This is a genomic window from Streptomyces marinisediminis, from assembly GCF_026262575.1.
In the GTDB taxonomy this organism is placed as follows: domain Bacteria; phylum Actinomycetota; class Actinomycetes; order Streptomycetales; family Streptomycetaceae; genus Streptomyces; species Streptomyces marinisediminis.
The window spans coordinates 146054-171766 of record NZ_JAPKFL010000005.1 but is presented as its reverse complement, the minus strand read 5'-3'; the positions used below and the strand labels follow the sequence as shown (position 1 = coordinate 171766).

The following is a 25713-nucleotide window of genomic DNA, read 5'->3' as shown; positions in this document are numbered from 1 at the left end:
TACGACCACTTTCGTAGTTTGACAGATGACGTACTACGACGTTTATCGTAAGAGCGCGCCGCACCGCGCACCGCCCCCAGCGAAGGAGCCTCCGTGAGCGTCCTGTTCGAGCCGTACACCCTGCGGTCCCTCACCGTGCCCAACCGGATCTGGATGGCGCCGATGTGCCAGTACTCGGCCGCGACGCAGGGCCCGCTCACCGGCGTGGCGACGGACTGGCACCTGGCGCACTACGCGGCACGCGCCGTCGGCGGCACCGGCCTGGTGCTCGTCGAGGCCACCGCGGTCAGCCCCGAGGGCCGGATCAGCCCGGCCGACCTGGGCCTGTGGAACGAGGAGCAGACGGCCGGGCTGCGCCGCGTCGCCGAGTTCCTCACCGCCCAGGGCACGGTGCCCGGCATCCAGCTCGCCCACGCCGGGCGCAAGGCCGCCACCGACGCCCCGTGGCGGGGCGGCGCACCGCTCGCACCCGAGCAGGGCGGCTGGCGGCCGCACGCGCCCAGCCCGGTACCGTTCGACGCCGCCCACCCGGTGCCCGAGGAGCTGACGCCCGAGCAGATCCGCGGCGTCGTGGACCAGTTCGCCGACGCCGCCCGCCGGGCGCTGGCCGCGGGGTTCCAGGTCGCCGAGATCCACGGCGCCCACGGCTACCTCATCGGCGAGTTCCTCTCCCCGCACAGCAACCACCGCAGCGACGCCTACGGGGGTTCCTTCGAGGGCCGCACCCGCTTCGCGCTGGAGGTCGTGGACGCGGTGCGGGCGGTGTGGCCGCAGGACCTGCCGCTGTTCTTCAGGATCTCGGCCACCGACTGGCTGGCGGACGGCGGCTGGACGGTCGACGACACGGTGCGGCTGGCGGGCCTGCTGCGGGCCCACGGTGTGGACCTGCTCGACGTCTCCAGCGGCGGCAACGCGGCCGACGTGACGATCCCGACCGGGCCGGGCTACCAGGTGCCCTTCGCCGCCCGGGTGCGCGCCGAGACCGACCTGCCGGTGGCCGCCGTGGGACTGATCACCGAGCCGGGACAGGCGGAGAAGATCCTCGCCTCCGGGGAGGCCGACGCCGTCCTCCTGGGGCGCGAGCTCCTGCGCGAGCCGTACTGGGCGCGGCGCGCCTCCCGCGAGCTGGGCGCCGGCGGCGTCCCGGTCTCCCCGCCCGTACCGGACCAGTACGGGCGCGCCATGCGCTGAGAGCGAGCGACGCCGCGCTCCGGCCCGGGCGGTGGCACGCGCGGGCCGCTGTCCGGGGCCGGGCAGCGGCCCTCCCGCGCACGCGCGCGAACCCGGCCCGGTCGGGAGGCGCCGTCCACGGACGGTGGCGCCGCCCGGCACCGGATGGCCACCGGCCTCCCGGCCGACCCGCGCGCGTGCGGTGCGGTGTGACGGGAGCGGTGCCGCGCCGTCGGCGGCAGCCAGTAGGGTGGCGCCCGTGGCTGCACGACCCTTGAGTGAGATCGTCGAAGCGGGCTGGGCGAAGGCGCTGGACCCGGTCTCCGAACGCATCGCCGCGATGGGCGACTTCCTGCGCGCGGAGATCGCCGCCGGACGCACGTACCTGCCCGCGGGCGCCAACGTCCTGCGCGCCTTCCAGCAACCCTTCGACGACGTGCGGGTGCTGATCGTGGGTCAGGACCCCTACCCCACCCCCGGCCACGCCGTCGGGCTCTCCTTCTCCGTGGCGCCCGAGGTGGCGCCGCTGCCGGGCAGCCTGGAGAACATCTTCCGGGAGCTGCACACCGACCTCGGAGCGCCCCGCCCGTCCAACGGCGACCTCACGCCGTGGACCCGGCAGGGCGTCCTGCTGCTCAACCGCGCCCTCACCACCGCGCCGCGCCGACCGGGGGCGCACCGGGGCAAGGGCTGGGAAGAGGTCACCGAACAGGCCATCCGCGCGCTGGCGGCGCGCGGCACGCCACTGGTCGCCGTGTTGTGGGGGCGGGACGCGCGCAACCTGCGCCCGCTGCTGGGCGGCGTGCCGACGGTGGAGTCCGCCCACCCCTCCCCCATGTCCGCCGACCGCGGCTTCTTCGGCTCGCGCCCCTTCAGCCGCACCAACGAGCTGCTGGCGGGACAGGGCGCGGAACAGGTCGACTGGCGCCTGCCGTGACCGGCTGGGTGCTCGGCGTCGACTCCGGCGGGTCGGGGCTGCGCGTCGCCCTCGCCCCGGCGGCGCCCGGGCCGGTGGGCACCCCTGGGCCGGTGGTGACCGCGCCGCCCGTGCGCACCGGTGCCGGCGGGATCGACGCCGGGGACCTGCTGGAGCGGCTCGTCCCCGCCGCCCGGGCCCTGCTCGCCGACGCGCCTCACGCGGCCGGTGGCGCGGCGCTGCGCGCGGTGTGCGTGGGCGCCGCGGGCATGGCGACGCTGGGCGAGCGGCTCCGCGCGGAGCTGCCCACCGCGCTTGCCGGGGCCTTCGGCACCCCCCGGCTGGCGCTCGCGGCGGACGCGGTGACGGCCTACGCCGGGGCACTGGGCCAGCGCCCCGGGGCGGTGGTCGCCGCGGGCACCGGCCTGATCGCCGTCGGCACGGACCTGTCGACGTGGCACAGGGCGGACGGCTGGGGGCACCTGCTCGGGGACTGCGGCGGCGGCGCCTGGATCGGCCGGGCGGGGCTGGAGGCCGCGCTGCGGGCGCACGACGGGCGCCCGGGCGGCTCCCCGCCCCTGCTGGCGCGGGCGGAAGCGGTCTTCGGGCCCGTCGCCGGTCTGCCGGGCCGGCTGTACCCGCGGGCGGACCGCGCCGCGGTGCTCGCCTCCTTCGCGCCGGAGGTGGCGCACTGCGCCGCCCACGACCCGGTCTCGGCGCGCGTCCTGCGGGAAGCGGCGGCGCACATCGCCGACTGCGCCGCCGCCGCGTGCCCCCCGGCCGCGCGGCCCGAGGTGGCCGTCACCGGCGGACTGGTGCGCCTGGGCGCGCCGCTGCTGGGACCGCTGCGCGCGCGGCTGGCCGCGCGACTGCCGTCGGCGCGCGTCGTCGAGCCGGCCGGCGACCCGCTGGCCGGGGCCCTGCTGGTGGCCGCCCGGCTGGCCGCTGACGCGCTGGAGCTGCCGCTGGACCCGGCCCTGCTGCACCTGCCCTGACCAGCGAAAGCGCGCCGGATGCGGCGGACTTCCACAAATTCCGGCGCGCTCCGCCGACGCAACACGCGGGACGATTCGGGCGAACCCGCACTGGTCGACCCCGGCCCCGGTGCGGAGACGGCCAAGGCATTAGCATGCGGCGCCATGAGCTCCTCCACTGGGCCCGAAGGCGGGCTGCCCGTACGAATGCCGCGTCCCCGCAAGCCTGGACGGCACCGCCGGCCCGAGCCCGTCGTCGCCCCCGAGGGCGCGCCAGCCCTGGTGCTCGCCGTGCCCGGCCGCCCGTCCGCCCCGGTGCGTGCGCTGGCCGAGGAGATACTCAGCATCGCCCGCTCCGAGCTGCCCGGTCTCGACGCCCGGATCGGCTTCGTGGACGGCGCGGACGAGGAGTTCCCGGCGCTGTCGGCCGTGCTGGCCGCGAGCGCGGGCGAGCGGGCCACGCGCGTGGCCCCGGTGGCGGTGGGGGGCGCCGAGGCGACGGAGGGCGTGGAGCACCCCGAGGAGCCGGCCCCGGGCACGGAGCCCGGCGTCGTGGTGGTGCCGCTGCTCGCGGGCCCCGACCCGGCCGTCCTGGACCGCATACGGCGGGCCGTGGCCGACAGCGGCTCGTCCGCCGAGCTGGCCGAGGTGCTGGGGCCGCACCCGCTGCTGGCCGAGGCCGTGCACGTGCGGCTCTCCGAGGCCGGTCTCGCCCGCGCCGACCGGGCGCGGCTGTTCACCGTGGCGACGGCCGCCGACGGGATCGTCCTGGTCACCAGCGGCGGCGCCGAGGCGGTGCAGGTCGCGGGCATCACCGGCATGCTGCTGGCGGCCCGCCTGGCGGTGCCGGTGCTGGCGGCCGCGCTGGACGAGGAGGGCGCCGTGGCCCGTGCCGCGGCGGAGCTCACCTCCTCCGGCTCGCAGCAGCTCGCGCTCGCGCCGTGCCTGATCGGCCCCGAGGTGCCCGAGGGACTGCTCGCCGAGGCCGCCCGGGAGGCGGGCTGCCCGGCGGCCGAGCCGCTGGGGGCCTACACCGCCATCGGCAAGCTGGTCGCCTCCGCGTACGGCGCGGCCTCCGGCATCACCGCCACCCCCGCGGCCGTCCGCTGACGCGCCCGCGCCCCGCGCGCGGCGCGGTGTGCCCCGTGGCCCGGGCGGGCCGCGGGGCGGGCGTCGTGACAGACGTTGCTCAACCGGCCGTGGCCGGAAGCGCGGCGAGAGGCTCGGCCCGGGGTCTCCCGGCCGAGCCTCCCGCGTGGGCGGCTGCCGGGCCCGGCGGCGACGGCGACCGGGCTTACGTGTCAGCCGGCCGCGGCCCCGGGCCGGCCTCCGGGCCGTCCCGCACCTGGCGGCTCCATCGCATCCCTGAGCTGGAGCGTCGCGGCGACCACGAGAGCTCGGGCTCCGGCCGCGGGGGCGTGCCCGTGCGCCCACGGGCGGCGCCGGCTCGCGGCGGCGGGCCGACCGCGGCGGCGGCTGGTCCGCCGGAGCGGGCGCGAGGCCGCCGCAGCGGGCGCGGAGTCGTTACGCGGCGGTCTGGAACGGGGCGCGCGGTGCGCTGTGCACCGGCGCCGCGAGGCCCACGAGGGCCGACTCCAGGCCGTGCAGGTGGCCGAGGGCGCGCTCGACCGCCGGATGGGGCGACTCGGCCGCCTGGGCCGGCACGGGACCGGTCGCCGCGGTGGCCGCAGCCTGCTGCCGCAGCAGCCGGTGGACGGCGGCCTCCACGCGGGCGCAGGCGGCGCTCAGCCGGGCGTCGTGCGAGGCCCGCGGATCGGCGGCGGTCTCGGCCAGGCCCTTCGCCTCCCGGGCGCACTCGTCGAGCAGCGCCAGCACCAACCGCGCCCGGGACTTGCGCGCGCGGTGGAGGTTGAGCGGGTGGACCAGCGGCGCGAGGGCGGCCCGGGCACGGCCCAGCAACAGCTCCAGCTCGGCGATCCCGGCCGCGGGGTCGGCCGTCCGGTCGCCGGACAGCCGCCGGGCGGCCTGCTCGGTGCACCGGTGCAGGCACAGCACGGCGCGCTCGATCCAGGCGCTGGTGGCCGCGTGCGTGGTGACCGGCAGCACGAGTGCCACCGCGAGCGCGGCGCCCAGCGCACCGACCGCCGTCTCCACCACGCGCAAGCCCAGCAGCCCCGCGTTCAGCACGTCCAACATCCCGTACAGCAGCCCGACCATCACCGTGACGAAGAACATCATCCAGCTGTAGGAGACGGCGGCCGTGTAGAAGATGCCGAAGACGCACACCGCGACGACGGCCGCGGTGGGCACCGGCGCGCCGTCCACCGGCAGGGCGACCAGCAGCCCGGCGGCGATGCCGCACACGGTGCCCAGGACCCGCCGGAAGCCCCGCACCAGCGTCTCGCCGCGCGAGGCGGTGTTGACGAAGATCCACCAGGCCGCGCCCACCGCCCAGTACCAGCGCTCGTGGGACAGCGCCTGCCCCGCGGCCAGCGCGAGGCCGCAGGCGACGGTGGCCTGCACGGCCTGCCGGGTGGTCGGGCACCGCAGGCCCCGCCGTTCGGCCATGGCGGGCACCGCGGGGGGCGGGTCGCGCCGTTCGATGGGCCACAGCCCGAAGCGCACCAGGGCCGCGGCGGCCAGGGACAGCAGGACGGCGGCGCCGAACCCGGCCAGCTCGGCGGGCGAGGGGTGCAGGAACTGGGCGACGAAGAACATCATGAAGGCGAAGATGCCCAGCGCGTTGCCGCGCGGCCCGTAGCGCCGGGCGTAGACACCGGCGAAGACGACGGCGAGGAAGGCCGCGTCGCGAGCCAGCGGCATCGTGTGCAGCAGTGCGGCCAGCGCCAGCACGGGGAGCCCCGCCAGGGGGAGCAGCGCGGTCGTGACCGCCTGCCGGGAGACGGCGGGGTCGGTGACCGTGAACAGCGCGAGCAGCGCCGCGAGGCCGCCGGTGATGACCGACGTCAGCCCCAGGCCGGTGAGCGCGACGGCGACGACCGCGAGGCCGATGCCGAGCACCGCGCGCAGCGACGAACGAAGCCTGATCCTTTGGGGATCGGGCGCGACGAACATCCGCTTCACTGCGTGCTCCCCACCTCCTGGTCGACCGGTCCGACGTCTTCCGCGCCCGGTTTGCCCTTGTCCGCATCGTGATACGACACCGATGGAAGCACCTCGTGGTGCCTGCATCCAAATCGGTGCCGCGCCGGTTCCGCCCTGCTCAGGGGGGTGACGAGAGCACCACCCGCCCCGGTGCTCCCTGGCTCCGGCGCAGGCTGGGCGGCGGGCGGCGCACCCGTGGTGCTCCGCCGTGCGGCCGGGTGGTGGCCGGTGCGGTGTGGCCGACTTCACCGGGGGCGCGCCCGTTTCGCCGGGTTCCGGCCGACCCGGGGCGCCGCGGGCCCGCGCTCCGTTGCGCGGACGTCCCCGGCGTCGCGGAGCGCCGGCCCCCTCCCGGGAGGCGCGCGGCCGCGCGTACGGGCAACCGGCGCGGGCGGTCACGCTATTCCCGGGCCCGTCGAGGCGCGCAGGGCGGTGAGGGCACGGGGTGCGGCGCACGGAGCGGCTGGGGCACGTGTGTGAACCGCGGAGCGGCCGGTCGCGGGCGGGCCCCGGCCGTCGCCGTCCGGCGGGTCTCTCCGGTCGCCGGCCCTTCCCGAAGCGCGCCCCCGTCCGCGCCGCCCGCACCGGCGCGGCGCGGCAGGCGCGGCGCGGCAGGCGGGACGCGGCACGCCCGGACCGCAGCCGCCCGCGCGTCCAGCACCGCGGCGGCCGGAAACCCGCCGAGACCGGGCCTCAGCCGAGGAAGGAGAGCCGCACCTGGCGCCGCGGGTTGTCGCGGTTGGTGTCGACCAGGCACACCGACTGCCACGTGCCCAGGGCGAGGCGCCCGTCGACGACCGGCAGCGTGGCGTGCGGCGGGACGAGCGCGGGCAGTACGTGGTCGCGGCCGTGCCCGGGGCTGCCGTGCCGGTGCCGCCAGCGGTCGTCGGCGGGGAGCAGGTCGCGCAGGGCCGCGAGCAGGTCGTCGTCGCTGCCCGCCCCGGTCTCCAGGACCGCGAGGCCGGCGGTGGCGTGCGGGGTGAAGACGTTGAGCAGCCCGTCCCGGCCCGCGGCCACGTCCCGGAGGTAGCGCTCGCACTCGCCGGTGAGGTCGGCGACCGTCTCGGAGGTGCCGGTGGTGACGTCGATGACGCGCGTGGTGAACCGTTCACTCATCCCTCCATCCTGCCCCGGAAGAGCGCGGGCCCCGAAGTGGTTGAAAGTTGCATGAACACAGTGGAGGCCGTCGTCGTCGGCGGTGGGCAGGCGGGCCTGTCCGCCGCCTACCACCTGCGGCGGCGCGGTTTCGTGCCGCACCGCGAGTTCGTGCTCCTCGACCACGCGCCGCGGCCGGGCGGCGCCTGGCAGTTCCGCTGGCCGACGCTGACCTACGGCACGGTGCACGGCATGCACGCGTTGCCCGGTATGGCGCTGGCCGAGGCCGACGCCGGCCCGGACCGGCCCTCGGCGGAGGTGATCGGCGCCTACTTCGCGCGGTACGAGGAGGCGTTCGCGCTCCCGGTCCGCCGTCCGGTCGACGTGCGCGCCGTGCGCGCGGCTCCCGGTGGGCGGCTGCGCGTGGAGACCTCCGCCGGGGTCTGGCACACCCGCGCCCTGATCAACGCCACCGGCACCTGGGAACAGCCGTTCTGGCCCCGGGTGCCCGGGCAGGAGACCTTCCGCGGCCGCCAGGTGCACACCCGCGACTACCCGGGCCCGGAGGCTTTCGCGGGCCGTCGCGTGGTCGTCGTGGGCGGCGGCACCTCGGCCGTGCAGCACCTGCTGGAGATCGCCGGAACGGCCGCGGCGACCACGTGGGTCACCCGGCGGCCACCGCGCTTTCGCACCGGCCCGTTCGACGCGGAGGCCGGGCGCGCCGCCGTCGCCCGCGTCGAGGAGCGGGTGCGCGGCGGGCTGCCGCCGCAGTCCGTGGTCTCGGTCACCGGGCTGCCGATGACCGAGGCGATGGAGCGGGCCCACGCGCGGGGCGTGCTGGAACGGCTGCCCATGTTCGACCGGGTGACGCCCGACGGCGTGGCGTGGGACGACGGGCGGCACGTGGCGGCCGACGCCCTAGTGTGGGCGACCGGCTTCCGCCCGGCGCTCAACCACCTGGCTCCCTTGCGCCTGCGCGAACCGGGCGGCGGCGTCCGGCTGGCGGGCACCCGGGTGGTGCGCGACCCGCGCGTTCACCTGGTCGGGTACGGGCCGTCGGCGAGCACCATCGGCGCCAACCGGGCGGGCCGCGCGGCGGTGGCGGACGTAGCCGCCCTGCTGGGACGCGCGGGGCGGCACCCCACACCTCTCGAACCGGTGGGCGGTTCCTCACCCGATGGCGTGGCAGCGGAGCATCCGGCTGCCGTATAGCCCTGTGACGCACGATGCTTACGGTGCGCAAGCGACGGGCTGCAGACCGCGTTTCGCGCCCCCGCCCGCTGTCCCACGCGGTGCCGGGGCAGTCCCACTGACCACGCAAGGAGAACGCACCACCATGGATCTGCTCACCAACCTGCTCGCCGGTGTCATCCACTTCGTGGGCTGGCTGATCTGACAGACCCCGACCCTCGCGGCGCCGCCCCTCCTGTCCCACGGCGGGGGCGGCGCCGCCGTGTGTGCCACCCCCGCCGTGCGCGGCGCGGGAGCGGGACGCGGCTCCGGGCGGGGGCAGGGCGCGCCCGGACGGACCCGGGATGGGCGTCCGGGCGGGGCTCCGCTGCGGACAGCACGCCGGGCGGCCGGGCGAAACCCCGTTGGGCCACCCGACACAGCGCCGTAGGCTCGCTGCCCATGACCCTGGCTTACGGTCGCTACTGCGACGAACTCCTCACCCAGACCCGGGCGCTGTGCGCCGTCCTCACCACGGCCGACCTGGGCCGGACGGTCCCGACCTGCCCCGACTGGACCCTCGCCCAGCTCGCGGAACACGTCGGCCAGGCCCAGCGCTGGGCCGCCCACCTCGTCCGTACCCGGGCCACCGCCGACGTCGACGAGGAGGACATCCCCGACTACACGGCCCCCGCGCACACCGACGCCGAGGCCCTGAGCGCCTGGCTCGCCGACGCCGCCGACGAGGCCTCCGCCGCGCTGCTGGCCGCGGGCCCGGGCACCGAGGTGTGGACCTGGTGGACGCAGCAGCGCACCGACTTCTGGGCCCGGCGCATGACGCTGGAGACGGTGGTGCACCGCGCAGACGCCTGCCTGGCGGCCGGCATACCCTTCACCGTCACGCCGGAGGTCGCCGTCGACGCCATCGACGAGTGGCTGGAGCTGGTGTGCAGCCCGGCGCTGTGGGAGTACAAGGAGGAGCTGCGCGGGCTGAGCGCACGAGCCGGTGAGAGCCTGCACCTGCACGCCACCGACGCCCCGGCCGAGTACGGCGCCGAGTGGACGGTCGAAGTGGGCGCCTTTGGCCTCGCCTGGCGCCGCGGCCACGCCAAGGCGACGGTGGCCCTGCGCGGCCCGCTCACCGACGTCCTGCTCGCCTTCTACCGCAGGCTGCCGCTGACCAGCGAGCGCGTCGAGGTGCTGGGCGATGGGGAGCTGCTGGAGTTCTGGCTGGAGCGCGCGAGCTTCGACTGAGCACGCGCACCCGCGCCCGCGCGCGCGGGGCCAGGTCGCGGGCCGTCTGCGATGCTCGGGGCATGACGCCTGTGGCTTCCCGCGTGGCCGCGCTCCTCGGCCACGCCGTCGCCTTCGAACACCCGGTCGGCGGCGGCTCCATCTGCGACGCGTGGCAGGTCGGCCTCGGCGACGGGCGCGCCGTCTTCGCCAAGACCCTGCGCGACGCGCCGCCCGACTTCTTCGCCACCGAGGCGGCCGGACTGGCGCGGTTGCGCGCGACGGGGGCGGTCGCCGTCCCCGCCGTCCTGGTGGACGCGACGGGCCTGCTCGTCCTGGAGTGGGTGGACGGCGCGCCCGCCGACGCCCGCCAGGCGGAGCGGCTGGGCCGCGACCTGGCGGCCCTCCACGAGACCCGCGCCGACTCCTGGGGCACCCCGGGACGGCCCTGCTACCTCGGCCCCCTCCCGCTGCCCTCCCCCGCCACCGGACGCGGCGCGGCCGAGGACTGGCCGGCCTTCCACGCCGAGTACCGCCTTGGGCCGCTGCTGCGCCGCGCGGTCGACGAGGGCGGCATCGCCCCCGCCGACGCCCGCGCCGTCGAGGAGCTGTGCGTCCGGCTGCCGGAGGTGGCGGGTCCGCCGCAGGCCCCGGCGGTGATCCACGGTGACCTGTGGTCCGGCAACGTGCACTGGGCCGCCGACGGGCGGGCCCGGCTCATCGACCCCGCCGCCCAGGGCGGCCACCCCGAGACCGACCTGGCGCTCCTGGAGCTGTTCGGGTGCCCGCGCCTCCCCCGCGTCCTGGCCGCGTACGCCGAGGCGCGCCCGCTCCCGGGACGCGCGGAACGGGTGCCGCTGCACCAACTGCAGCACCTGCTCGCCCACGCCGCGCTCTTCGGCGGCGGCTACGGCGCGCAGTGCGGCAGCGCCGCCCGGGCCGCGCTGCGGGCGGGCGGTGGGTGAGGCGCGTCCGCAGGGCGCGCCGGGACGCGGGCCCTGCGGGGCGGGAGCGGGTGAGTGCGGCGTCGCGGGGGTGTACGGCCGTCGGTGGGTGAGCGCACTCAGGCCCACCGCCGCGCCGGATGTGGCGCCGGGCCCATCGGACCGTCCGTCCAGCGGGCCACCACGACCGCGCTCTGCGTCCGGTCCGTCGTCGTCGCCCTCGCGTTCGCGCTCGCGCGCCGGGCACGGTCACCGCGGGCACCGCCCGCCTGGCGCTCGGCCCTGGGGACAGGGCTCCGTGGCGCTGGTCCGCTCTTCCTGACCCCTCGACGTTCACGCCCGCCAAGTGGTCCGCGACCCGCGGGAGACACTGCGGGCCACCGACCGCGTCGGCCGGACGCGCACGGACGAGCCGATCGCCGCGGCACGACGCGTTCGGGACCAAGGGCACCCGCTTCGGGCCGGGCGGTCACCGCACGCGGGTGCCGTCAGCCGACCTGCTCGGTGAACACCTGGTGGGCCCGGTCGTCGAAGAGGACGAACCTGACCTCATCCACCGCCGCGTCCGCGGCCCGCACCGACTCCACCGCGATCCGGGCGCCGTCCTCCAGCGGCCAGCGGTAGACGCCGGTGGACAGGGCCGGGAACGCCACCGACCCGGCGCCCAGCTCGTCGGCCACCCGCAGGGACTCGCGGTAGCAGGAGGCGAGCAGCCCCGAGCGGTCCTCGCCGGAGGACCACACCGGGCCCACCGTGTGGATGACCCAGCGCGCGGGGAGCCGCCCGGCGGTCGTGGCCACCGCCTGCCCGGTCGGCAGGCCCTCGGCGTACCGGGACGCGCGCAGGGCGCGGCACTCGGCCAGGATTTTGGGGCCGCCCACGCGGTGGATGGCGCCGTCGACCCCGCCGCCGCCCAGGAGGGAGGAGTTCGCCGCGTTGACCACGGCGTCCACCTGCTGCCGGGTGATGTCTCCGCGCACGCATGTGACCCTCATGCGGCCATCCTGCCACGCTGTCGGCGCGCGGCAGGGGCGCGCCGCCCGTAGCATCCGCACATGGCCGCGCGCTTCAAGGACCTCGCCCTGGACGCCGTCGACCACCAGGCGACGGCCGACTGGTGGTGCACCGCGCTGGGGTACAGCCGACGGCTGGCGCAGCCGGGCCACGAGCCGCCGCCGCCCCAGTGGCCGGTGCCCATCCACGACCCGCGCGGTAGCGGGCCGCTCATCTGGGTCAATCCCGTTCCGGAGCCGAAGCGGGTGAAGAACCGCATGCACCTGGACGTGTGGGGGGACACGGCCGAGCTGCTCGCCCTGGGCGCGACCCTGATCCGCCGGCACGACGCGCGGCACGACTGGGACGTCCTGGCCGATCCGGAGGGCAACGAGTTCTGCGTCTTCCCGCCGCCGGGCGGGCCCCGCATCCCGCTGACCCGCCGCTGACCGCGGCGCACCCGCCCGCCGTCGGGCGACCCCCGCCCCGGGTCACGGGAGGGGCGCCGCATGGGGCAGGCTACCCCCGTGATCGACACCGTGGCATGGATTCACCTGCGGGACGGCCGCATCCTCACCGCCCGCACCAGGGGCCGCACGCTGTTCTACGTACCCGGCGGCAAGCGGCACACCGGCGAGAGCGACGTGGAGACGCTCGTGCGGGAGGCGCGGGAGGAGCTGACCGTCCGGTTGCTGCCCCACACGGCCGCGCACGTCGGCACCTACGAGGCGGCCGTGGACGAGGGCGACCCCCGCAGGGTGACGATGGCGTGCTACACCGCCGACCACCACGGCACCCCCACGCCCGCCGGCGAGATCGCCGAGATCGCCTGGCTGGCCTACGCGGACCGCGAGCGCACCCCGCCGGTGGACCGGCTCGTCTTCGACCGGCTGTACGCCGACGGCCTGCTGCGCTGACGGCCCGCCGCGCTGACCCGGCCGGACGGCGCCCGCCCAGCGGTCGTCAGCCCGGCAGCTCCACGGGGGCCGGGGTGCGCGCGTCACGGCGCACGAGCGCGGCGTACCGGCCCCCGCGCGCCATCAGCTCCTCGTGGGTGCCGAGCTCGGCGATCGCCCCGCCCTCCAGCACCAGGATCTGGTCCGCACCGCGGATCGTGGACAGGCGGTGCGCGATCGTGATGGTGGTCCGCCCGGCGGACAGCTCGTCGATGGCGGCCTGCACCGCCTGCTCGGTCGTGGCGTCCAGGGCGGAGGTGGCTTCGTCCAGGATGAGCACGGGCGGATCGCGCAGGATCGTGCGCGCGATGGCCAGGCGCTGCTTCTCCCCGCCCGAGAAGCGGTAGCCGCGCTCGCCCACCAGCGTGTCGTACCCGTCCGGCAGGGCGGCGATGTGGTCGTGGATCTGGGCGGCCTTCGCCGCGGCGACCAGCTCGTCGTCGCTCGCGTCGGGCTTGGCGAAGCGGAGGTTCTCGGCGACGGAGGCGTGGAAGAGGTAGGTCTCCTGGGAGACGACGCCCACCGCACGGGCCAGCGACGCGAAGTCCAGGTCCCGTACGTCCACACCGTCCACGGTGACCCGGCCCGCGCTGACGTCGTACAGGCGCGGCACCAGGTAACCCAGCGTCGTCTTGCCCGAACCGGTGGCGCCCACCAGGGCCAGGCTGGAACCGGCGGGCACGCTCACGTCGATGCCGCGCAGCGTGGGCTCCTGGTTTCCGGCGTAGTGGAAGGAGACGTCCTCGAACCGGACGTCACCGCGCGGCGCCGCCAGGTGGACGGGGTCGGCGCGCTCGGCGAGCTCCACCGGCAGGTCCAGGTACTCGAAGATGCGCTGGAAGAGCGCGAGCGAGGCCTGGACGTCGACGCCGGTGTTGAGCAGGGACACCGCCGGGCGCAGCAGGCCCTGCTGCAGCGTGACGAAGGCCACCAGGGTGCCCAGGGACAGGGCCGGGCCGCCGACTTCCAGCAGGAGCCCCGCCGACCAGTAGAGCAGCGCCGGAATGGCGGCCATGATGATCCCGATCGTGGCCATGCGCCAGCGCCCCGCCATGCTGGAGCGGATCTCCAGGCGCGCCAGCCGATGCGACTCGTCGGCGAAGCCACTGGTCAGAGAGTCGGACCGGCCCATCGTGCGGCCCAGCAGGATACCGCTGACGGACAGCGACTCGGTCACCATCGCGGCCATCGCGGCCATCTGCTGCTGCCGGGCGGTGGTGATCTTCTTGCGCTCGCGGCCCACCCGGCGGCTGATCCACACGAACAGGGGCAGCAGCGCGAGGGAGACCAGGGTCAGCCTCCAGTCCAGGACCAGCATCGCCACGATCGTGGCGATGACGGAGGTGGCGTTGGAGACCAGGGAGGTGGCCGTGGAGGTGACCGTGGCCTGCATGCCGCCGATGTCGTTGGCGATGCGCGACTGCACCTCCCCGGTGCGCGTCGTGGTGAAGAAGGACAGCGGCATCTGCTGGAGCTTGGTGTAGACGCCGGTGCGCAGGTCGTGCATGACCCGCTGTCCGACCGTGGTGGAGATCAGCGTCTGCAGGACGCCGAAGACGCTCGTGAGGACGGCGGTGGCGATCATGCCGAGGGCGAGCACGGTGAGCAGGCCGGTGCGCCGCTCGGGGATGGCGACGTCGAGGATCTCGCGCAGGAGGAAGGGCGAGGCGACGGTCACCAGCGAGGCCGCGGCCACCAGCGCGCCCACCACGGCCAGCCGCCCGCGGTAGGGGCGGAAGAGCCGCATGATCCGGCCGAGCTGGGCCGGCGGCTCGGGACGCCCCGGCGTCTTCGGGGGCGGGGTCCACTGGGGTGTGTCGGGGTGCATGGGCTCCTTGGATTCTCGGACCAGGGCGCCGGAGCGCGAAGGAAGCGCGCTCCGGCTCTGCCGGGGACGATAGCCGATAGTTACCTATGTTCACAATGAACTGCGTCCTGTTAGGGTCGCGGCATGGCTTCCCCCGACACCGACGGCTCGCTCGCCGACCAGCTCATCCGCCTCACCCGGCGGCTGCACCGCGCCCAGCGGCACCGGCTGGAACCGTTGGGTCTCACGCCCGCCCAGGCCCGGCTGCTGGGTGTGGTGGCGCACTACGACACCGCCCCGCGCATGGCCGACCTGGCGCAGCGGCTGGACGTGGTACCCCGCGCCGTGACCACCCTGGTCGACCACCTGGAGGGACGCGGAGCCGTGTGCCGGGTCGCGGACCCGGCCAGCCGCCGCGTCGTCCGCATCGAGCTGACCGAGTGCGGCCGCGGGTTGCTGGCCGAGTTGCGCCACGCCCGCCGCACGGCGGCCGAGGAGCTGCTGGCACCGCTGGCCGCGGGACAGCGCGCCCAGCTCAGCGAGCTGCTCGCGGCGCTGGACGCACCCCGCGGCGGGCGCGGGTGAGCGGCGGGTGACCCGCGGCTCCGGGGCCAGGCCACCGCTCCGGGCGACCGGCGACCCCGCGCGGGAGCACGGAAGGAGCCGGTGCACCGCGGCGCCCGGCCCCCGGGGTCAGGAGACGAACCCCAGCGCGTAGAGCCCCCCGGCGCCCCCGGCCACACCGAAGGCGGGCATCAGCACCTTGTTCTCCACCCAGTGACCTGCGGGGAAGCGCAGGAAGGAGGGCGTCCCCACCGGGTACCAGCGCCGGTCGCCGATGGGCAGCGGCCACAGCACCGGGCACCCGGAGAGGGTGAGCGCGTCGCCGATGGTGTGCACCACCGCACCCAGGACGATCGGCAGCCCCAGCCACAGGTACTCCTGCCCGGGCGCCCCGAACAGCCAGTCCGAGCCGTTGCCCGGACGGTCCAGGACGCCGGCGAGTATCCACGCCCCGGCCGCGCCCAGCAGCCAGACCAGGACGTCGCTGGAGGCGCGGGCGGCGCGCCAGAGCAGCCCCTCGACCGCGAGCACCATGTGGACGAAGAGGATGCCCAGGACCGCCCACCGCCCGCCGATTGCCGCGAGGGCGGAGAACCCGGCGCCGATGAAGGCCGCCCATATCCAGGTGTGGGTCAGCGTGCGGTGGCCGCCGCTGCGCTTGCGCTCCCCCTTGCCGCGCGTGGCGTTGAACACGGCGGTCGACAGCTTGTCGATGGCGACGGCCAGCAGCCGGGAGACCGGCCCGAAGGCCCGGGATATCGTGGCCGACTTCTGGTCCAGGTCCGGAGCGAGCGCCGCCCCGGAGCAGATGAGCGTACCGGCCACGAGGACCGGCCACGGCATCGGATGGCCGAGCGCGTACACCGCCGCACCCACCCCGAGCCACGCCGCGGCCCCCGACAGGGAGTGTGCCGGTCCCATCATCTGCGTCCCACCCCATCGCCGTACTGTGCGCCGCCGCGGCCGAGTTGGCCGTGCCGGAAGGCGGCCGCGGTGCCGGACAGCGTAGTCCCCGGTGATCTTGGCCGCGCAGCCGGTTCCCCGCCCCGGGGTGCGGGCAGGCAGTATGGGGGCGTGACGCTCATCGATCAGCTCCCCAAGGACGCCGACCCCGATGCCCTCTTCGACGCCTTCACCTCGTGGGCCCAGGAGCGCGGCATCACCCTCTACCCCGCCCAGGAGGAGGCGCTGATCGAGGTGGTGTCGGGCGCGAACGTCATCCTCTCCACCCCCACGGGGTCGGGGAAGTCGCTGGTGGCGGCCGGCGCGCACTTCGCCGCGCTGGCCCGCGACGAGGTCACCTTCTACACCGCTCCGATCAAGGCCCTGGTGTCGGAGAAGTTCTTCGACCTGTGCAAGCTGTTCGGCACCGAGAACGTCGGCATGCTCACCGGGGACGCCTCCGTGAACGCGGACGCGCCGGTGATCTGCTGCACGGCCGAGGTCCTGGCCTCGATCGCGCTGCGGGACGGCGCGGACGCGGACATCGGCCAGGTCGTCATGGACGAGTTCCACTTCTACGCCGAGCCGGACCGGGGCTGGGCCTGGCAGGTTCCCCTGCTGGAGCTGCCGCAGGCGCAGTTCGTGCTGATGTCGGCCACCCTGGGCGACGTGTCCCGGTTCGAGGAGGACCTCAGCCGGCGCACCGGCCGCTCCACCGCCGTGGTGCGCTCGGCCAGCCGCCCGGTACCGCTCAGTTACGAGTACCGCACCACCGGCCTCACCGAGACGCTCACCGAGCTGCTGGAGACCCGCCAGGCGCCCGTCTACATCGTGCACTTCACCCAGGCGCAGGCCGTGGAGCGGGCCCAGGCGCTGATGAGCATCAACATGTGCACCCGGGCCGAGAAGGACCAGATCGCCGAGCTCATCGGCGGCTTCCGCTTCACCACCCGGTTCGGCCGCAACCTCTCCCGGTACGTGCGGCACGGCATCGGCGTGCACCACGCGGGCATGCTGCCCAAGTACCGGCGTCTGGTGGAGCGGCTGGCCCAGGCCGGGCTGCTGAAGGTCATCTGCGGCACCGACACGCTCGGGGTGGGCGTGAACGTGCCGATCCGCACGGTGCTGTTCACCGCGCTGGCCAAGTACGACGGCACCCGCGTGCGCGTGCTGCGTGCCCGGGAGTTCCACCAGATCGCCGGACGCGCCGGACGCGCCGGGTTCGACACCTCCGGGTTCGTGGTGGCGCAGGCGCCCGAGCACGTCGTCGAGAACGAGAAGGCGCTCGCCAAGGCCGGGGACGATCCCAAGAAGCGGCGCAAGGTGGTGCGCAAGAAGGCTCCCGAGGGGTTCGTCAACTGGAACCAGAACACCTTCGAGAAGCTGATCGCCGCCGACCCGGAGCCGCTGACCTCGCGCTTCCGCGTCACCCACGCCATGCTGCTGGCGGTGATCGCCCGCCCGGGGGACGCGTTCACCGCCATGCGGCGGCTGCTGGAGGACAACCACGAGGACCGGCGGGCCCAGCGGCGGCACATCCGGCGGGCCATCGCCATCTACCGGTCGCTGCTGGACGCCGGCGTGGTGGAACGCCTGGACGCGCCCGACGAGCAGGGACGCACCATCCGGCTGACGGTGGACCTGCAGGAGAACTTCGCGCTGAACCAGCCGCTGTCCACGTTCGCGCTCGCCGCCTTCGACGTGCTGGACCCCGAGTCCCCCTCCTACGCCCTGGACATGGTCTCCGTCGTGGAGTCCACGCTCGACGACCCCCGGCAGATCCTGGCCGCCCAGCAGAACAAGGCCAAGGGGGAGGCCGTCGCGGCGATGAAGGCGGAGGGGGTGGAGTACGAGGAGCGCATGGAGCGGCTGATGGACATCAGCTACCCGCGGCCGATGGAGGAGCTGCTCCTGCACGCGTACGGGCTGTACCGCACCTCGCACCCGTGGGTGGGCGACCATCCGGTCTCCCCGAAGTCCGTGGTCCGCGACATGTACGAGCGCGCGATGTCCTTCAGCGAGTTCGTCTCCTTCTACGAGCTCGCGCGCACCGAGGGCATCGTGCTGCGCTACCTGGCCAGCGCCTACAAGGCCCTGCAGCACACGGTGCCCGACGACCTGAAGTCCGAGGACTTCCAGGACATCGTGGAGTGGCTGGGCGAGATGGTGCGGCAGGTGGACTCCAGCCTGCTGGACGAGTGGGAGCAGCTCGCCAACCCGGCCGAGGAGAGCCCCGAGGAGGCCCGGGAGCGCGCCGACCACGTCCGCCCGGTGACCGCCAACGCCCGGGCCTTCCGCGTGCTGGTGCGCAACGCGCTCTTCCGCCGCGTGGAGCTGGCGGCGTTGGACAAGGTCGAGGAGCTGGGCGAACTGGACGGCGAGGACGGCTGGGACGCCGACGCCTGGGCCGCGGCCCTGGACGCGTACTTCGAGGAGTACGAGGAACTGGGCACCGGGCCGGACGCCCGCGGCCCGAAGCTGCTGCGCATCGAGGAGCGTGCCGAGGACGGGCTGTGGCGCGTCCGGCAGACCTTCGCCGACCCCAAGGGCGATCATGACTGGGGCATCTCCGCCGAGGTGGACCTGACCGCCTCCGACGCGGAGGGGCGGGCCGTCCTGAAGGTCACCGACGTCGGCCCGCTGTGAGCGGCCAAGCGCCACCGGCACGGCCCCGGCCGCGCCCCCACCGACACGAGAGGAGCGCCGATGAGCGCGAGCCCGGCCGAGCGGCTGGTGGACCTCCTCGACCTGGAGCGCATCGAGGTCGACATCTTCCGCGGAGACAGCCCCGAGGAGCACCTCCAGCGGGTGTTCGGCGGCCAGGTGGCCGGGCAGGCGCTGGTGGCGGCGGGCCGGACCACGGACGGCGAGCGCCCGGTGCACTCGCTGCACGCCTACTTCCTGCGCCCGGGCACACCCGGGCTGCCGATCGTGTACCAGGTGGAGCGGGTGCGCGACGGGCGGTCGTTCACCACCCGGCGGGTGGTGGCGGTGCAGCGGGGCAAGACGATCTTTCATCTGACGGCTTCCTTTCACACTCCCGAGCCGGGCATCGAGCACCAGTTGCCGCTGCGCGAGCTGCCGCGGCCGGAGGACCTGCCGAAGCTCGCCGACGAGATCCGCGACCATCTCGGGACGCTCCCCGAGGCGCTGGAGCGCATGGCCCGACGGCAGCCGTTCGACATCCGCTACGTGGACCGGCTGCGCTGGACGGCGGACGCGGTCCGCGGGTCGGAGCCGCGCAGCGCGGTGTGGATGCGTGCCGTCGGCCCACTGGGTGACGACCCCCTGGTGCACACCTGCGCGCTGACCTACGCCAGCGACATGATGCTGCTGGACGCGGTGCGGGTGCCGGTGGAGCCCCTGTGGGGGCCGCGCGGGTACGACATGGCCTCGCTGGACCACGCCATGTGGTTCCACCGGCCCTTCCGCACGGACGAGTGGTTCCTCTACGACCAGGAGTCACCCATCGCGACCGGTGGGCGCGGGCTGGCGCGCGGGCGGATCTACGACCGGGACGGCAAGCTGCTCGTCTCCGTCGTGCAGGAGGGCCTGTTCCGCCCGATCGACGCCTGAGCCCCGCGCTGACACCGCGCCGCGCGCGTTCCCCGGGCCGCTCCCGCGGCCCGGCTCCCCCGCGGCGCCCGGTTGCGGCGGGGCGGACGGGCGCGCCTCGCCCGCCGGGGGACGTGGCGGGCCGAGGGGGTGCCCCGCGGCTCCTCCCGGGGCCTCTCGGCGGGCCTGGGCCAAGGCCAGGGCGAGGCTGAGCCGGTGCCAGTGGACCTCCTCGGCCGCGCGGGCCGTCAGCACCTCGGCGACCGCCGCCGCGGCCGCGGGTGAATCCGTCCTGACCGGGGACAGCGACGGCCGCAGCGCGGCGAGCGCGAGCCGCTCCCGCGACGCCGGCACCGCCTCCACCAGCTCCCGGGGCGCGAGGACCGCCGCGTGCACCGCGGCGACGCCCCACGGGCCCTCGGCATGCCGCAGGAGTTGGGCGACCCGCCGACCACGCCACAGCCGCGGCCGCCAGTCCTCCCGCTCGGCCAGCGGCGCGCGCAGTGTGCGCGGCAGCGCGCCGTGCAGCAGCCCGGGGTGCCAGGCGGCGAACTGCTCCAGCTCCGCGGCCAGGTAGAGCCACACCAGCCGCCGGTAGCGGTTGACCGTGTATCGCACCGGGCCGAAGCAGCCGGCCCGGGCCAGCCGGGTGAAGCGGGCCGGGCCGACGCCCAGCAGGGCCGCGCCCTCGCCCGCGCCCACCACCCGCAGCCGGACCCGCAAGACGTCCGGGAAGCCGGGCTCGGCACGCAGCCGGGCCAGCTCGGACGCCGCCACCCGGCGCCTGCCGCCGGAGCGCTGTGGAGGGACGGTGGTGAACTCACCGAGCTCCAGGGCCAGCTCGAACTCCCGCGGCGTGAGCATCAACTCGTGCCGCGCCCGCTGCGGGGCCACGCTGTCCGGGGCCGGCTCCCGGCCGGAGCCGGCCTCCGTGCGGTGACGCTCGCGGTGGGCGTGGCGAGTGGTACACGCTGCCATGACGGTCCTCCCCCGTGACGGGTTCGTTTACGGTGCGTCACGACAGTAGAACGTCCGCCCCTCCCCCGTGCGGTCTGTGGACCGTCGGTGAAAAGCCCTGTTCAGCCCCGGCCGGGCTCATTACACAGGCGGCCCGGACGCCCGCTCACGCGGCCCCCGGCGCGCCCCTGCGGCTCCGCTCGGCCACCGCCAGGTGCTCGCCGACCCGGTTGACGAGCAGGGTGAGCTCGTAGGCGACCTGGCCGATGTCCGCCTGTGCGGTGGCGAGCACGCACAGACAGCTTCCGTGCCCCGCCCCCGTCACGAAGAGCACCCCGTCATCGAACTCGATCATCGTCTGCCGCACCTGACCGGCCGCGAAGTGCCGCCCGGTGCCCTTGGCCAAGCTGTGCAGCCCGGACGCCACGGCGGCGAGCCGGTCGGCGTCCTGCCGCCCGATCTCCTTGCTGGCCCCCGTCACCAGCCCGTCCGTGGAGAGCACCAGTGCGTGCCGCACCGTGGGCATCCGCACGGTCAGGTCTTCGAGCAGCCAGTCCAGTTGCGTGCTCAGCGCCATGCCCCAACCCCCTTCGTCGTGGTGTTCGACGTGCCACCCCTACCCATCACCGTAGTCCCGCCAACACCGTCCGGGCAGCCGGTCGCGCATCGAGTGCGCCATCATGACGGTATGACGCGCGACGACCGGGCCGCGGTGCGGTCCTTCTTCGGCGAGCGGGCAGCGCGCTGGGACACCCGGTTCCCCGACGACGGCCCCGCCTTCTCGGCGGCCGTGGCCGCCCTGCGCCTGCGTCCGGGCGACCGGGTGCTCGACGCCGGCTGCGGCACCGGGCAGGCGTTGGCCGTGCTGCGCGAGGCGGTGGGCCCGGGCGGGCTCGTGATCGGCGCCGACCTCACCGCGGCGATGCTCACCGAGGCCGTGCGCGCGGGACGGCGGCGGCGGGCTCCCCTCCTCCTGGCCGACGCGGCACGGCTGCCACTGCGCGCCGGTGCGCTGGACGCCGTGTTCGCCGCCGGGCTCGTCTCCCACCTGCCCGACCCCGCGGCGGGCCTGGCCGAGCTCGCCCGCGTCACCCGCGCGGGCGGGCAGCTCGCCCTGTTCCACCCGGTGGGCCGGGCCGCGCTCGCGGCGAGGCAGGGCCGCGAGCTCAGTGCGCGGGACGTCCGTGCGCGGCCGCGTCTGGAACCGCTGCTGGCCGCCACCGGGTGGCGGTTGACGTCGTACGCGGACGAGGAGGCCCGCTTCCTCGCCCTGGCCCGCCGGAGCCGGCCGCCCGCCGGATAGCCCAACGAGCCGCCCCTTCGGCCAGCGGTCCTGGGCCCGGCCCGGCGGCGGCCCGGGCCCGCTGGCCGGCGGCTCACCCACCGCCGGTGCCTACTCCCCCGTGCCCGGCGCCGGGTCGGCGGCCCGGGCCCCGGCCTCCCCCGGGTGCGCGGCGCGCGGCACCGGGCAGCCCTGCGGGAAGGTGCCCAACTGGCTCGGGCGGTACCCCGCGGGGTAGCTCCTGATCTGCGGGTTCTGACGGGCGAAGTGCGGAGCGCGGCGGGGTGGGAGCAACCGCACGGCGCGCCCCCGCAACCGCAGCGCGCCGTGCGCGAGGCGCCGTGCCGTCCGCCCGGGCAGCGGCAGCCGGAAGGCGTGCAGCAGCGCGTCGTCCATGACGGCGATGCTGCCCCGCCGCGCCAGGGGCGCCAGGGGGCGGGGGTACCAGGAGGCCATCAGGTCCAAGGTGGCGTCGGCGACGGAGCGGGCCGCGGGGTCGTAGGCGTAGTGGGCGGCCTCGTAGGAGTCCATGTACGCCTCGAAGTCGGCGTAGGTCCGCGGCGTGTCCCGGATGCCCAGGTGGTGCCCGAGCGTGCGGTAGTACGCGGCGACGGCGCGCAGCTCGTGGTCGGTCAGCCGCCGCCAGCCGTACGCGTCCAGCCAGCGCTTGGGGGTGACGACGAAGGTGCACAGCACGTACCGCATGTCGTCGTTGGAGATGGAGTGGGCACGGTGCATCTGGTTGATGCGACGGATCGCCGTGCGGCCGTCGACGGAGTCGAAGCCGTGCTCGACGACGGCGTCGAGCAGCAGCGCGGTGTCGTCGTACCGCTTCTGGGAGCGCTCGGTCAGCTCGGCGGTGCGGGCCAGCAGAGCGCCGATGCTGGGCACGGCGTAAGTGCGAAAGAGCGCCAGCTCCAGCGCCCGCGTCACGTCCCAGGGGAACTCGCGGGTGGCGATGAGCTGGTAGATCGCGTGGTGGTCGCGCTCCGGGTCGAGTCTCAAGATCTCCTTGAGCTGGTCGTAGCGTCGCATGCCGTCGTCCCCCAGGTCCGTGTGGTGCCCAGGCCGCCATCCTACGGACTGCGCACGGGCGAACGCACCGGGTCAGCGGCCGAGTTCCCGGCGCGACACGCGGCGCACCCGCCGCCGCTGGGAGGGGTCCAGCGCCAGGTAGGCGACGACGGGCACCCCCACCACGATCAGCAGCACGGCCCACAGCGGGAGCCAGATCCACAGGAGCAGGCCGACGGCCACGCCCCCGACGGCGACCTTCGCTTGGGTGCTCATCCCTCTTCGCCTCCTTCTGCGCGGCGCCCGCTCCGCCGGGCCGCCTGCCCTCTACAACGCCGCCGCGGCCCGGTGCGTTCCCGCCGCATCACCGCCACGCCCACCGGGCCATCCGCGAGCCGCCCGCCGCCGGTCCGACCGCGGTCCGCGCCTCACGCGGGCGGAGCCCGCCGGCCGCGCCGGCTCGTGGCGAACCCCGGCGGTCGAGGCGCGGGGCGACCGGCCGGGCGCCGCGCGTCGGGAAGGTCCGTCTCGGGCAGCGCACCACCCGCAGGCGTGCCGGGGACCGTGGCCGGCCGCGGTCCTGCCGCGGGCGGCGCGGCGGCGCGCGGGCACGCGCGCCACGACCGGCCATCTCACCCGGCGGACCCGGGGCGCGAGCCGGGCCCGCCGGGTGCGGGACGGGCCGTCAGGCCGGGACCGTCAGGCCAGCCTCTCCATCACCGGGTAGTAGCCGCCGGACTGGCCGGCCGCGGTCGGGTGGTAGGAGTCGCTGACGGGCCAGGTCAGGCTGTGCAGCCACGAGTCGCCCGAGCAGATCTCGTGGCCGGTGAAGGTGCCGCGGACGTCGCCGTAGGTGAAGCCGTGGTCGGCCGCGCGCTTGGCCGTGACGTTGTGCAGGTCGTCGGAGGCCGCGTTGATCGCCGCACGGGAGCGCTCGCTGATCCCGAGCACGCAGCTACCGTTCAGCTTGTACATGCGCGGGTAGCCGAGCACGACGATCTCGGCGTTGGGCGCCTTGGCGCGCACCGCGTCGTAGACCGCGTCGAGGCGCCCGGGCAGCGTGTTGTTGATGTAGGCGCGGGCCTGGTTGACGCGCGAGACGCAGGCGCTCTCGCCCTGGAGGACGCACGTGGTCATCGCGTCGGCGAAGCCCGCGTCGTTGCCGCCGATGGAGATGCTCACCAGCGTGGTGCCGGAGTTCAGCGGTCCGAGCTGGTTGTTGATGACGTCCGGGGTCCGGGCGCCGGAGCAGGCGGTGAAGTGGAAGGACCGTGGGGCGTTGGCGTCGCTCCACAGCTCGGGGTAGGCGCGGGTGCTGCGCTTGCAGTTCCCGCTGGCGGGGTCGTAGCTGCCGGCGCCGACGCCGGAGGAGTAGGAGTCGCCGAGTGCGACGTAGGACTCGGCGGCGGCCTGTTGGGCGAACGCGGCGCCACCGCTCAGACCGGTGAGGGCGAACAGCGCGGCCACCGTGGCCGCGACCGAGGCGAATCTGGGCAGTCTCACGGAACCTCCCGTGGGGGGCAGGGGAAAGGTCGGGACAACTGTCGTAGCAGCGCCCTTCACGCTGGAGAAGTGTTCATGCCAAAAGTTAGGGGTGGTAGGGGGCGGGTTCACCTCCATGAACGAACGTCAAAGCCGTACGTGACGGGCCGTGCGCGGAATCTGACGGCATATCAGCTCTTCGAGTGACCCTGAGCCCCGAGGCACACGGGCGGGTGCCGCGCGGCCACGTCGACCGGCGGGGCGCCCGGCGACGTGGCTCGGTGACCCGTGTCGGCGACCCGGCCCGGCGGGCCCCGCACAGGCGTCCGGCCCCGCCCCCCGAGGAGGGGCGCGCGCTCCGCCCCGCCCCGCGCGGCCGCCCGCCCCACCGCGCGGGGCTCGCCCGGCGTCGGCGGGCGAGCCCGGGGCGCCGGGAACACCCGCGCCGCGCCGGACGTTGGAACGCGGGGGGAGCCGCAACCGCTCGACGGGAGGTCGGCCGTGGAACGCGAACCGCAGGACCGGGGCAGGGACCGCGAGGACACGTGGGACGAGCAGGTCCTGGACGAGCAGTTCATCCGGGAGGCGGAGGCGAACGAGCCCGCCGCGCGCACCAGGATGCTGCGTGAGCGCTGGCGCACGAACCCTCCCGAGCCGCAGCCGTGGCGCGCCGACGCGCCACCGGCCGGCTGGTTCTTCAGCAAGTCGCGCCGCGCGGCCCGCAGGCGCCGCCGCACCGGCGAGTGACGCGGCGAGGGAGGCCGTACGCGCGTGCGTACGGCCTCCCTCGCCGCGTCCCGCACGCGTTCGCAGACGCGTACACCCGGCCGCTACTGCGGTACGTGGTGGTTCATGCACCCCGTGTCGATATTCATCCGATCCGGTGAACTGCCCTCAGTCACCTCATGGCCGGGGGGCGCGCCGCGCACCATCGCCCTCATGAGGACACCTCGGTGCCGGAGGGCGACGCTCGCCGCCGGGTCGCTCGTCGCCTTCTCCGGAATGCTGCTCGCTCCGGGTTCGTCGGTCGCGGCTCCGGTCGCCGCCGTTCCGGCCCACGCGTGCGCCATCGCCGGGGGCGACGTTCCGGTGCGGGAGTTGCTGAAACGCGCCCTGCGCGGGGAGCCGGTGACCGACCTGTGCCGCCGCTCACCCGAGCCGAAGCCGCCGCCCGCGCCGCCACCGGCCCCGCCGCCCGCGCCGCCACCGCCGCCCGCGCCCGAGCCACCCCCGGCCGAGCCGCCTCCCCCCGCGCCGCCACCGCCCGCGCCGCCCGAGCCACCCGCGCCGGAACCGCGTGACACCCCCGCCGCGCCCCCACCCGCCCCCGCTCCCGACCCGGCACCCGAGCCCGCGCCGCCACCGCCACCGCCGGAGCCCGCGCCGCCGGAGCCTCCCCCCTCGTCCGCGCCCACCGCACCCGCCTACGTCGCCGCGGCGGACCTGGCGCCCGACACCGACCTGTCCACCACCAGCCGCATGCTGCTGGTCGTCGCCCCGGCCGTGCTGGCCGCCGCCGCGCTGCGCCCGCGCACCCGCGCCGCCGCTTCCACCGGCTCCGACGGGGCGCCGGCCGCCCGGTGACGCGGGCGG

General features: G+C 75.8%; 25 protein-coding genes. 15 read left to right on the top strand and 10 right to left on the bottom strand.

Features of this window, described 5'->3' with window-relative positions; all coding sequences use genetic code 11:
* The first annotated feature begins 93 nt into the window (after nt 1–93).
* From OSB71_RS06140 to OSB71_RS06125, 4 genes are all read left to right on the top strand, one after another.
* A complete protein-coding gene (locus tag OSB71_RS06140) occupies nt 94–1191 on the top strand; it encodes an NADH:flavin oxidoreductase/NADH oxidase (protein WP_265945048.1) in 1098 nt (365 codons plus the stop codon).
* A gap of 238 nt (nt 1192–1429) precedes the next feature.
* Entirely contained in the window at nt 1430–2107 is a 678-nt protein-coding gene (locus OSB71_RS06135) for a uracil-DNA glycosylase (protein WP_265945046.1), read from the top strand.
* The gene (locus OSB71_RS06130; protein ID WP_265945044.1) at nt 2104–3081 is read left to right on the top strand and encodes an N-acetylglucosamine kinase; all 978 of its coding nucleotides are present in this window, start codon (nt 2104–2106) and stop codon (nt 3079–3081) included. The genes OSB71_RS06135 and OSB71_RS06130 overlap by 4 nt, the downstream gene beginning before the upstream one ends.
* A gap of 144 nt (nt 3082–3225) precedes the next feature.
* Nucleotides 3226–4170: a sirohydrochlorin chelatase family protein gene (locus OSB71_RS06125; protein ID WP_265945042.1), complete on the top strand. Its 945-nt coding sequence runs from the start codon at nt 3226–3228 to the stop codon at nt 4168–4170.
* Between the two features lie 414 nt (nt 4171–4584).
* Here OSB71_RS06125 and OSB71_RS06120 read toward each other — a convergent pair whose 3' ends face one another.
* Both OSB71_RS06120 and OSB71_RS06115 read right to left on the bottom strand, forming a co-directional pair.
* Complete coding sequence (locus tag OSB71_RS06120; protein WP_265945211.1) at nt 4585–6096, bottom strand: FUSC family protein; 1512 nt, start codon at nt 6094–6096, stop codon at nt 4585–4587.
* Nucleotides 6097–6819: 723 nt separating this feature from the next.
* A complete protein-coding gene (locus OSB71_RS06115; protein WP_265945040.1) occupies nt 6820–7242 on the bottom strand; it encodes a secondary thiamine-phosphate synthase enzyme YjbQ in 423 nt (140 codons plus the stop codon).
* 51 nt (nt 7243–7293) lie between these two features.
* Here OSB71_RS06115 and OSB71_RS06110 point away from each other — a divergent pair, with 51 nt between their 5' ends.
* From OSB71_RS06110 to OSB71_RS06100, 3 genes are all read left to right on the top strand, one after another.
* A complete protein-coding gene (locus OSB71_RS06110; protein WP_265945038.1) occupies nt 7294–8433 on the top strand; it encodes an NAD(P)-binding domain-containing protein in 1140 nt (379 codons plus the stop codon).
* A gap of 420 nt (nt 8434–8853) precedes the next feature.
* Nucleotides 8854–9645: a maleylpyruvate isomerase family mycothiol-dependent enzyme gene (locus OSB71_RS06105; RefSeq protein ID WP_265945036.1), complete on the top strand. Its 792-nt coding sequence runs from the start codon at nt 8854–8856 to the stop codon at nt 9643–9645.
* A gap of 62 nt (nt 9646–9707) precedes the next feature.
* Complete coding sequence (locus OSB71_RS06100) at nt 9708–10589, top strand: fructosamine kinase family protein (RefSeq protein ID WP_265945034.1); 882 nt, start codon at nt 9708–9710, stop codon at nt 10587–10589.
* 467 nt (nt 10590–11056) lie between these two features.
* Here OSB71_RS06100 and OSB71_RS06095 read toward each other — a convergent pair whose 3' ends face one another.
* On the bottom strand, nt 11057–11563 hold the full coding sequence (locus tag OSB71_RS06095) for an O-acetyl-ADP-ribose deacetylase (RefSeq protein ID WP_265945031.1): 507 nt from the start codon (nt 11561–11563) through the stop codon (nt 11057–11059).
* A 60-nt stretch (nt 11564–11623) separates the two neighbouring features.
* On the opposite strand from OSB71_RS06095, the gene OSB71_RS06090 reads away from it, so the two are divergent.
* Nucleotides 11624–12010 (top strand): VOC family protein, encoded by a 387-nt coding sequence (locus OSB71_RS06090; RefSeq protein ID WP_265945029.1) that lies wholly within the window; start codon nt 11624–11626, stop codon nt 12008–12010.
* Nucleotides 12011–12088: 78 nt separating this feature from the next.
* A complete protein-coding gene (locus OSB71_RS06085; RefSeq protein ID WP_416237200.1) occupies nt 12089–12478 on the top strand; it encodes an NUDIX hydrolase in 390 nt (129 codons plus the stop codon).
* A 46-nt stretch (nt 12479–12524) separates the two neighbouring features.
* Here the strand turns inward: OSB71_RS06085 and OSB71_RS06080 are convergent, their stop codons facing one another.
* Nucleotides 12525–14345 (bottom strand): ABC transporter ATP-binding protein, encoded by a 1821-nt coding sequence (locus OSB71_RS06080; protein WP_265945024.1) that lies wholly within the window; start codon nt 14343–14345, stop codon nt 12525–12527.
* Nucleotides 14346–14468: 123 nt separating this feature from the next.
* Here OSB71_RS06080 and OSB71_RS06075 point away from each other — a divergent pair, with 123 nt between their 5' ends.
* A complete protein-coding gene (locus OSB71_RS06075; RefSeq protein ID WP_265945021.1) occupies nt 14469–14909 on the top strand; it encodes a MarR family winged helix-turn-helix transcriptional regulator in 441 nt (146 codons plus the stop codon).
* Nucleotides 14910–15017: 108 nt separating this feature from the next.
* Here OSB71_RS06075 and OSB71_RS06070 read toward each other — a convergent pair whose 3' ends face one another.
* Nucleotides 15018–15812, bottom strand: coding sequence for a metal-dependent hydrolase (locus tag OSB71_RS06070; RefSeq protein ID WP_265945019.1), 795 nt, complete (start codon nt 15810–15812; stop codon nt 15018–15020).
* Between the two features lie 150 nt (nt 15813–15962).
* Here OSB71_RS06070 and OSB71_RS06065 point away from each other — a divergent pair, with 150 nt between their 5' ends.
* Nucleotides 15963–18476, top strand: a complete 2514-nt coding sequence (locus tag OSB71_RS06065) for a DEAD/DEAH box helicase (protein ID WP_265945017.1) — start codon at nt 15963–15965, stop codon at nt 18474–18476.
* 60 nt (nt 18477–18536) lie between these two features.
* Nucleotides 18537–19406 carry an acyl-CoA thioesterase gene (locus OSB71_RS06060; protein ID WP_265945014.1) on the top strand — a complete coding sequence of 290 codons (870 nt, stop codon included), beginning with the start codon at nt 18537–18539 and terminating at the stop codon, nt 19404–19406.
* Here OSB71_RS06060 and OSB71_RS06055 read toward each other — a convergent pair.
* A complete protein-coding gene (locus tag OSB71_RS06055) occupies nt 19293–20363 on the bottom strand; it encodes a DUF6397 family protein (RefSeq protein ID WP_265945012.1) in 1071 nt (356 codons plus the stop codon). The two genes, OSB71_RS06060 and OSB71_RS06055, sit on opposite strands and share 114 nt — an antisense overlap.
* Nucleotides 20364–20508: 145 nt before the next feature.
* Nucleotides 20509–20919 carry a roadblock/LC7 domain-containing protein gene (locus OSB71_RS06050; RefSeq protein ID WP_265945010.1) on the bottom strand — a complete coding sequence of 137 codons (411 nt, stop codon included), beginning with the start codon at nt 20917–20919 and terminating at the stop codon, nt 20509–20511.
* 111 nt (nt 20920–21030) lie between these two features.
* Between OSB71_RS06050 and OSB71_RS06045 the strand changes: the two genes are divergently transcribed.
* Nucleotides 21031–21645, top strand: a complete 615-nt coding sequence (locus tag OSB71_RS06045) for a methyltransferase domain-containing protein (RefSeq protein ID WP_265945008.1) — start codon at nt 21031–21033, stop codon at nt 21643–21645.
* 90 nt (nt 21646–21735) lie between these two features.
* On the opposite strand, the gene OSB71_RS06040 is transcribed toward OSB71_RS06045, so the two are convergent.
* From OSB71_RS06040 to OSB71_RS06030, 3 genes are all read right to left on the bottom strand, one after another.
* Nucleotides 21736–22659 carry an oxygenase MpaB family protein gene (locus tag OSB71_RS06040; RefSeq protein ID WP_265945006.1) on the bottom strand — a complete coding sequence of 308 codons (924 nt, stop codon included), beginning with the start codon at nt 22657–22659 and terminating at the stop codon, nt 21736–21738.
* A 72-nt stretch (nt 22660–22731) separates the two neighbouring features.
* Nucleotides 22732–22914: a tail-anchor membrane protein gene (locus tag OSB71_RS06035; protein WP_265945004.1), complete on the bottom strand. Its 183-nt coding sequence runs from the start codon at nt 22912–22914 to the stop codon at nt 22732–22734.
* A gap of 423 nt (nt 22915–23337) precedes the next feature.
* The gene (locus OSB71_RS06030; protein WP_265945002.1) at nt 23338–24141 is read right to left on the bottom strand and encodes an SGNH/GDSL hydrolase family protein; all 804 of its coding nucleotides are present in this window, start codon (nt 24139–24141) and stop codon (nt 23338–23340) included.
* Nucleotides 24142–24621: 480 nt separating this feature from the next.
* On the opposite strand from OSB71_RS06030, the gene OSB71_RS06025 reads away from it, so the two are divergent.
* Entirely contained in the window at nt 24622–24867 is a 246-nt protein-coding gene (locus OSB71_RS06025) for an SGM_3592 family protein (protein WP_265945000.1), read from the top strand.
* Between the two features lie 192 nt (nt 24868–25059).
* Nucleotides 25060–25704: a hypothetical protein gene (locus OSB71_RS06020; protein ID WP_265944998.1), complete on the top strand. Its 645-nt coding sequence runs from the start codon at nt 25060–25062 to the stop codon at nt 25702–25704.
* Nucleotides 25705–25713: the final 9 nt, after the last annotated feature.

Bases quoted from the DNA above. Each gene is read 5' to 3' on its own strand.
- OSB71_RS06125 (WP_265945042.1), top strand. From the start codon at position 3,226: ATGAGCTCCTCCACTGGGCCCGAAGGCGGGCTGCCCGTACGAATGCCG.
- OSB71_RS06120 (WP_265945211.1), bottom strand. From the start codon at position 6,096: ATGTTCGTCGCGCCCGATCCCCAAAGGATCAGGCTTCGTTCGTCGCTG.
- OSB71_RS06115 (WP_265945040.1), bottom strand. From the start codon at position 7,242: ATGAGTGAACGGTTCACCACGCGCGTCATCGACGTCACCACCGGCACC.
- OSB71_RS06110 (WP_265945038.1), top strand. From the start codon at position 7,294: ATGAACACAGTGGAGGCCGTCGTCGTCGGCGGTGGGCAGGCGGGCCTG.
- OSB71_RS06105 (WP_265945036.1), top strand. From the start codon at position 8,854: ATGACCCTGGCTTACGGTCGCTACTGCGACGAACTCCTCACCCAGACC.
- OSB71_RS06100 (WP_265945034.1), top strand. From the start codon at position 9,708: ATGACGCCTGTGGCTTCCCGCGTGGCCGCGCTCCTCGGCCACGCCGTC.
- OSB71_RS06095 (WP_265945031.1), bottom strand. From the start codon at position 11,563: ATGAGGGTCACATGCGTGCGCGGAGACATCACCCGGCAGCAGGTGGAC.
- OSB71_RS06090 (WP_265945029.1), top strand. From the start codon at position 11,624: ATGGCCGCGCGCTTCAAGGACCTCGCCCTGGACGCCGTCGACCACCAG.
- OSB71_RS06080 (WP_265945024.1), bottom strand. From the start codon at position 14,345: ATGCACCCCGACACACCCCAGTGGACCCCGCCCCCGAAGACGCCGGGG.
- OSB71_RS06075 (WP_265945021.1), top strand. From the start codon at position 14,469: ATGGCTTCCCCCGACACCGACGGCTCGCTCGCCGACCAGCTCATCCGC.
- OSB71_RS06070 (WP_265945019.1), bottom strand. From the start codon at position 15,812: ATGATGGGACCGGCACACTCCCTGTCGGGGGCCGCGGCGTGGCTCGGG.
- OSB71_RS06060 (WP_265945014.1), top strand. From the start codon at position 18,537: ATGAGCGCGAGCCCGGCCGAGCGGCTGGTGGACCTCCTCGACCTGGAG.
- OSB71_RS06055 (WP_265945012.1), bottom strand. From the start codon at position 20,363: ATGGCAGCGTGTACCACTCGCCACGCCCACCGCGAGCGTCACCGCACG.
- OSB71_RS06050 (WP_265945010.1), bottom strand. From the start codon at position 20,919: ATGGCGCTGAGCACGCAACTGGACTGGCTGCTCGAAGACCTGACCGTG.
- OSB71_RS06045 (WP_265945008.1), top strand. From the start codon at position 21,031: ATGACGCGCGACGACCGGGCCGCGGTGCGGTCCTTCTTCGGCGAGCGG.
- OSB71_RS06040 (WP_265945006.1), bottom strand. From the start codon at position 22,659: ATGCGACGCTACGACCAGCTCAAGGAGATCTTGAGACTCGACCCGGAG.
- OSB71_RS06035 (WP_265945004.1), bottom strand. From the start codon at position 22,914: ATGAGCACCCAAGCGAAGGTCGCCGTCGGGGGCGTGGCCGTCGGCCTG.
- OSB71_RS06020 (WP_265944998.1), top strand. From the start codon at position 25,060: ATGAGGACACCTCGGTGCCGGAGGGCGACGCTCGCCGCCGGGTCGCTC.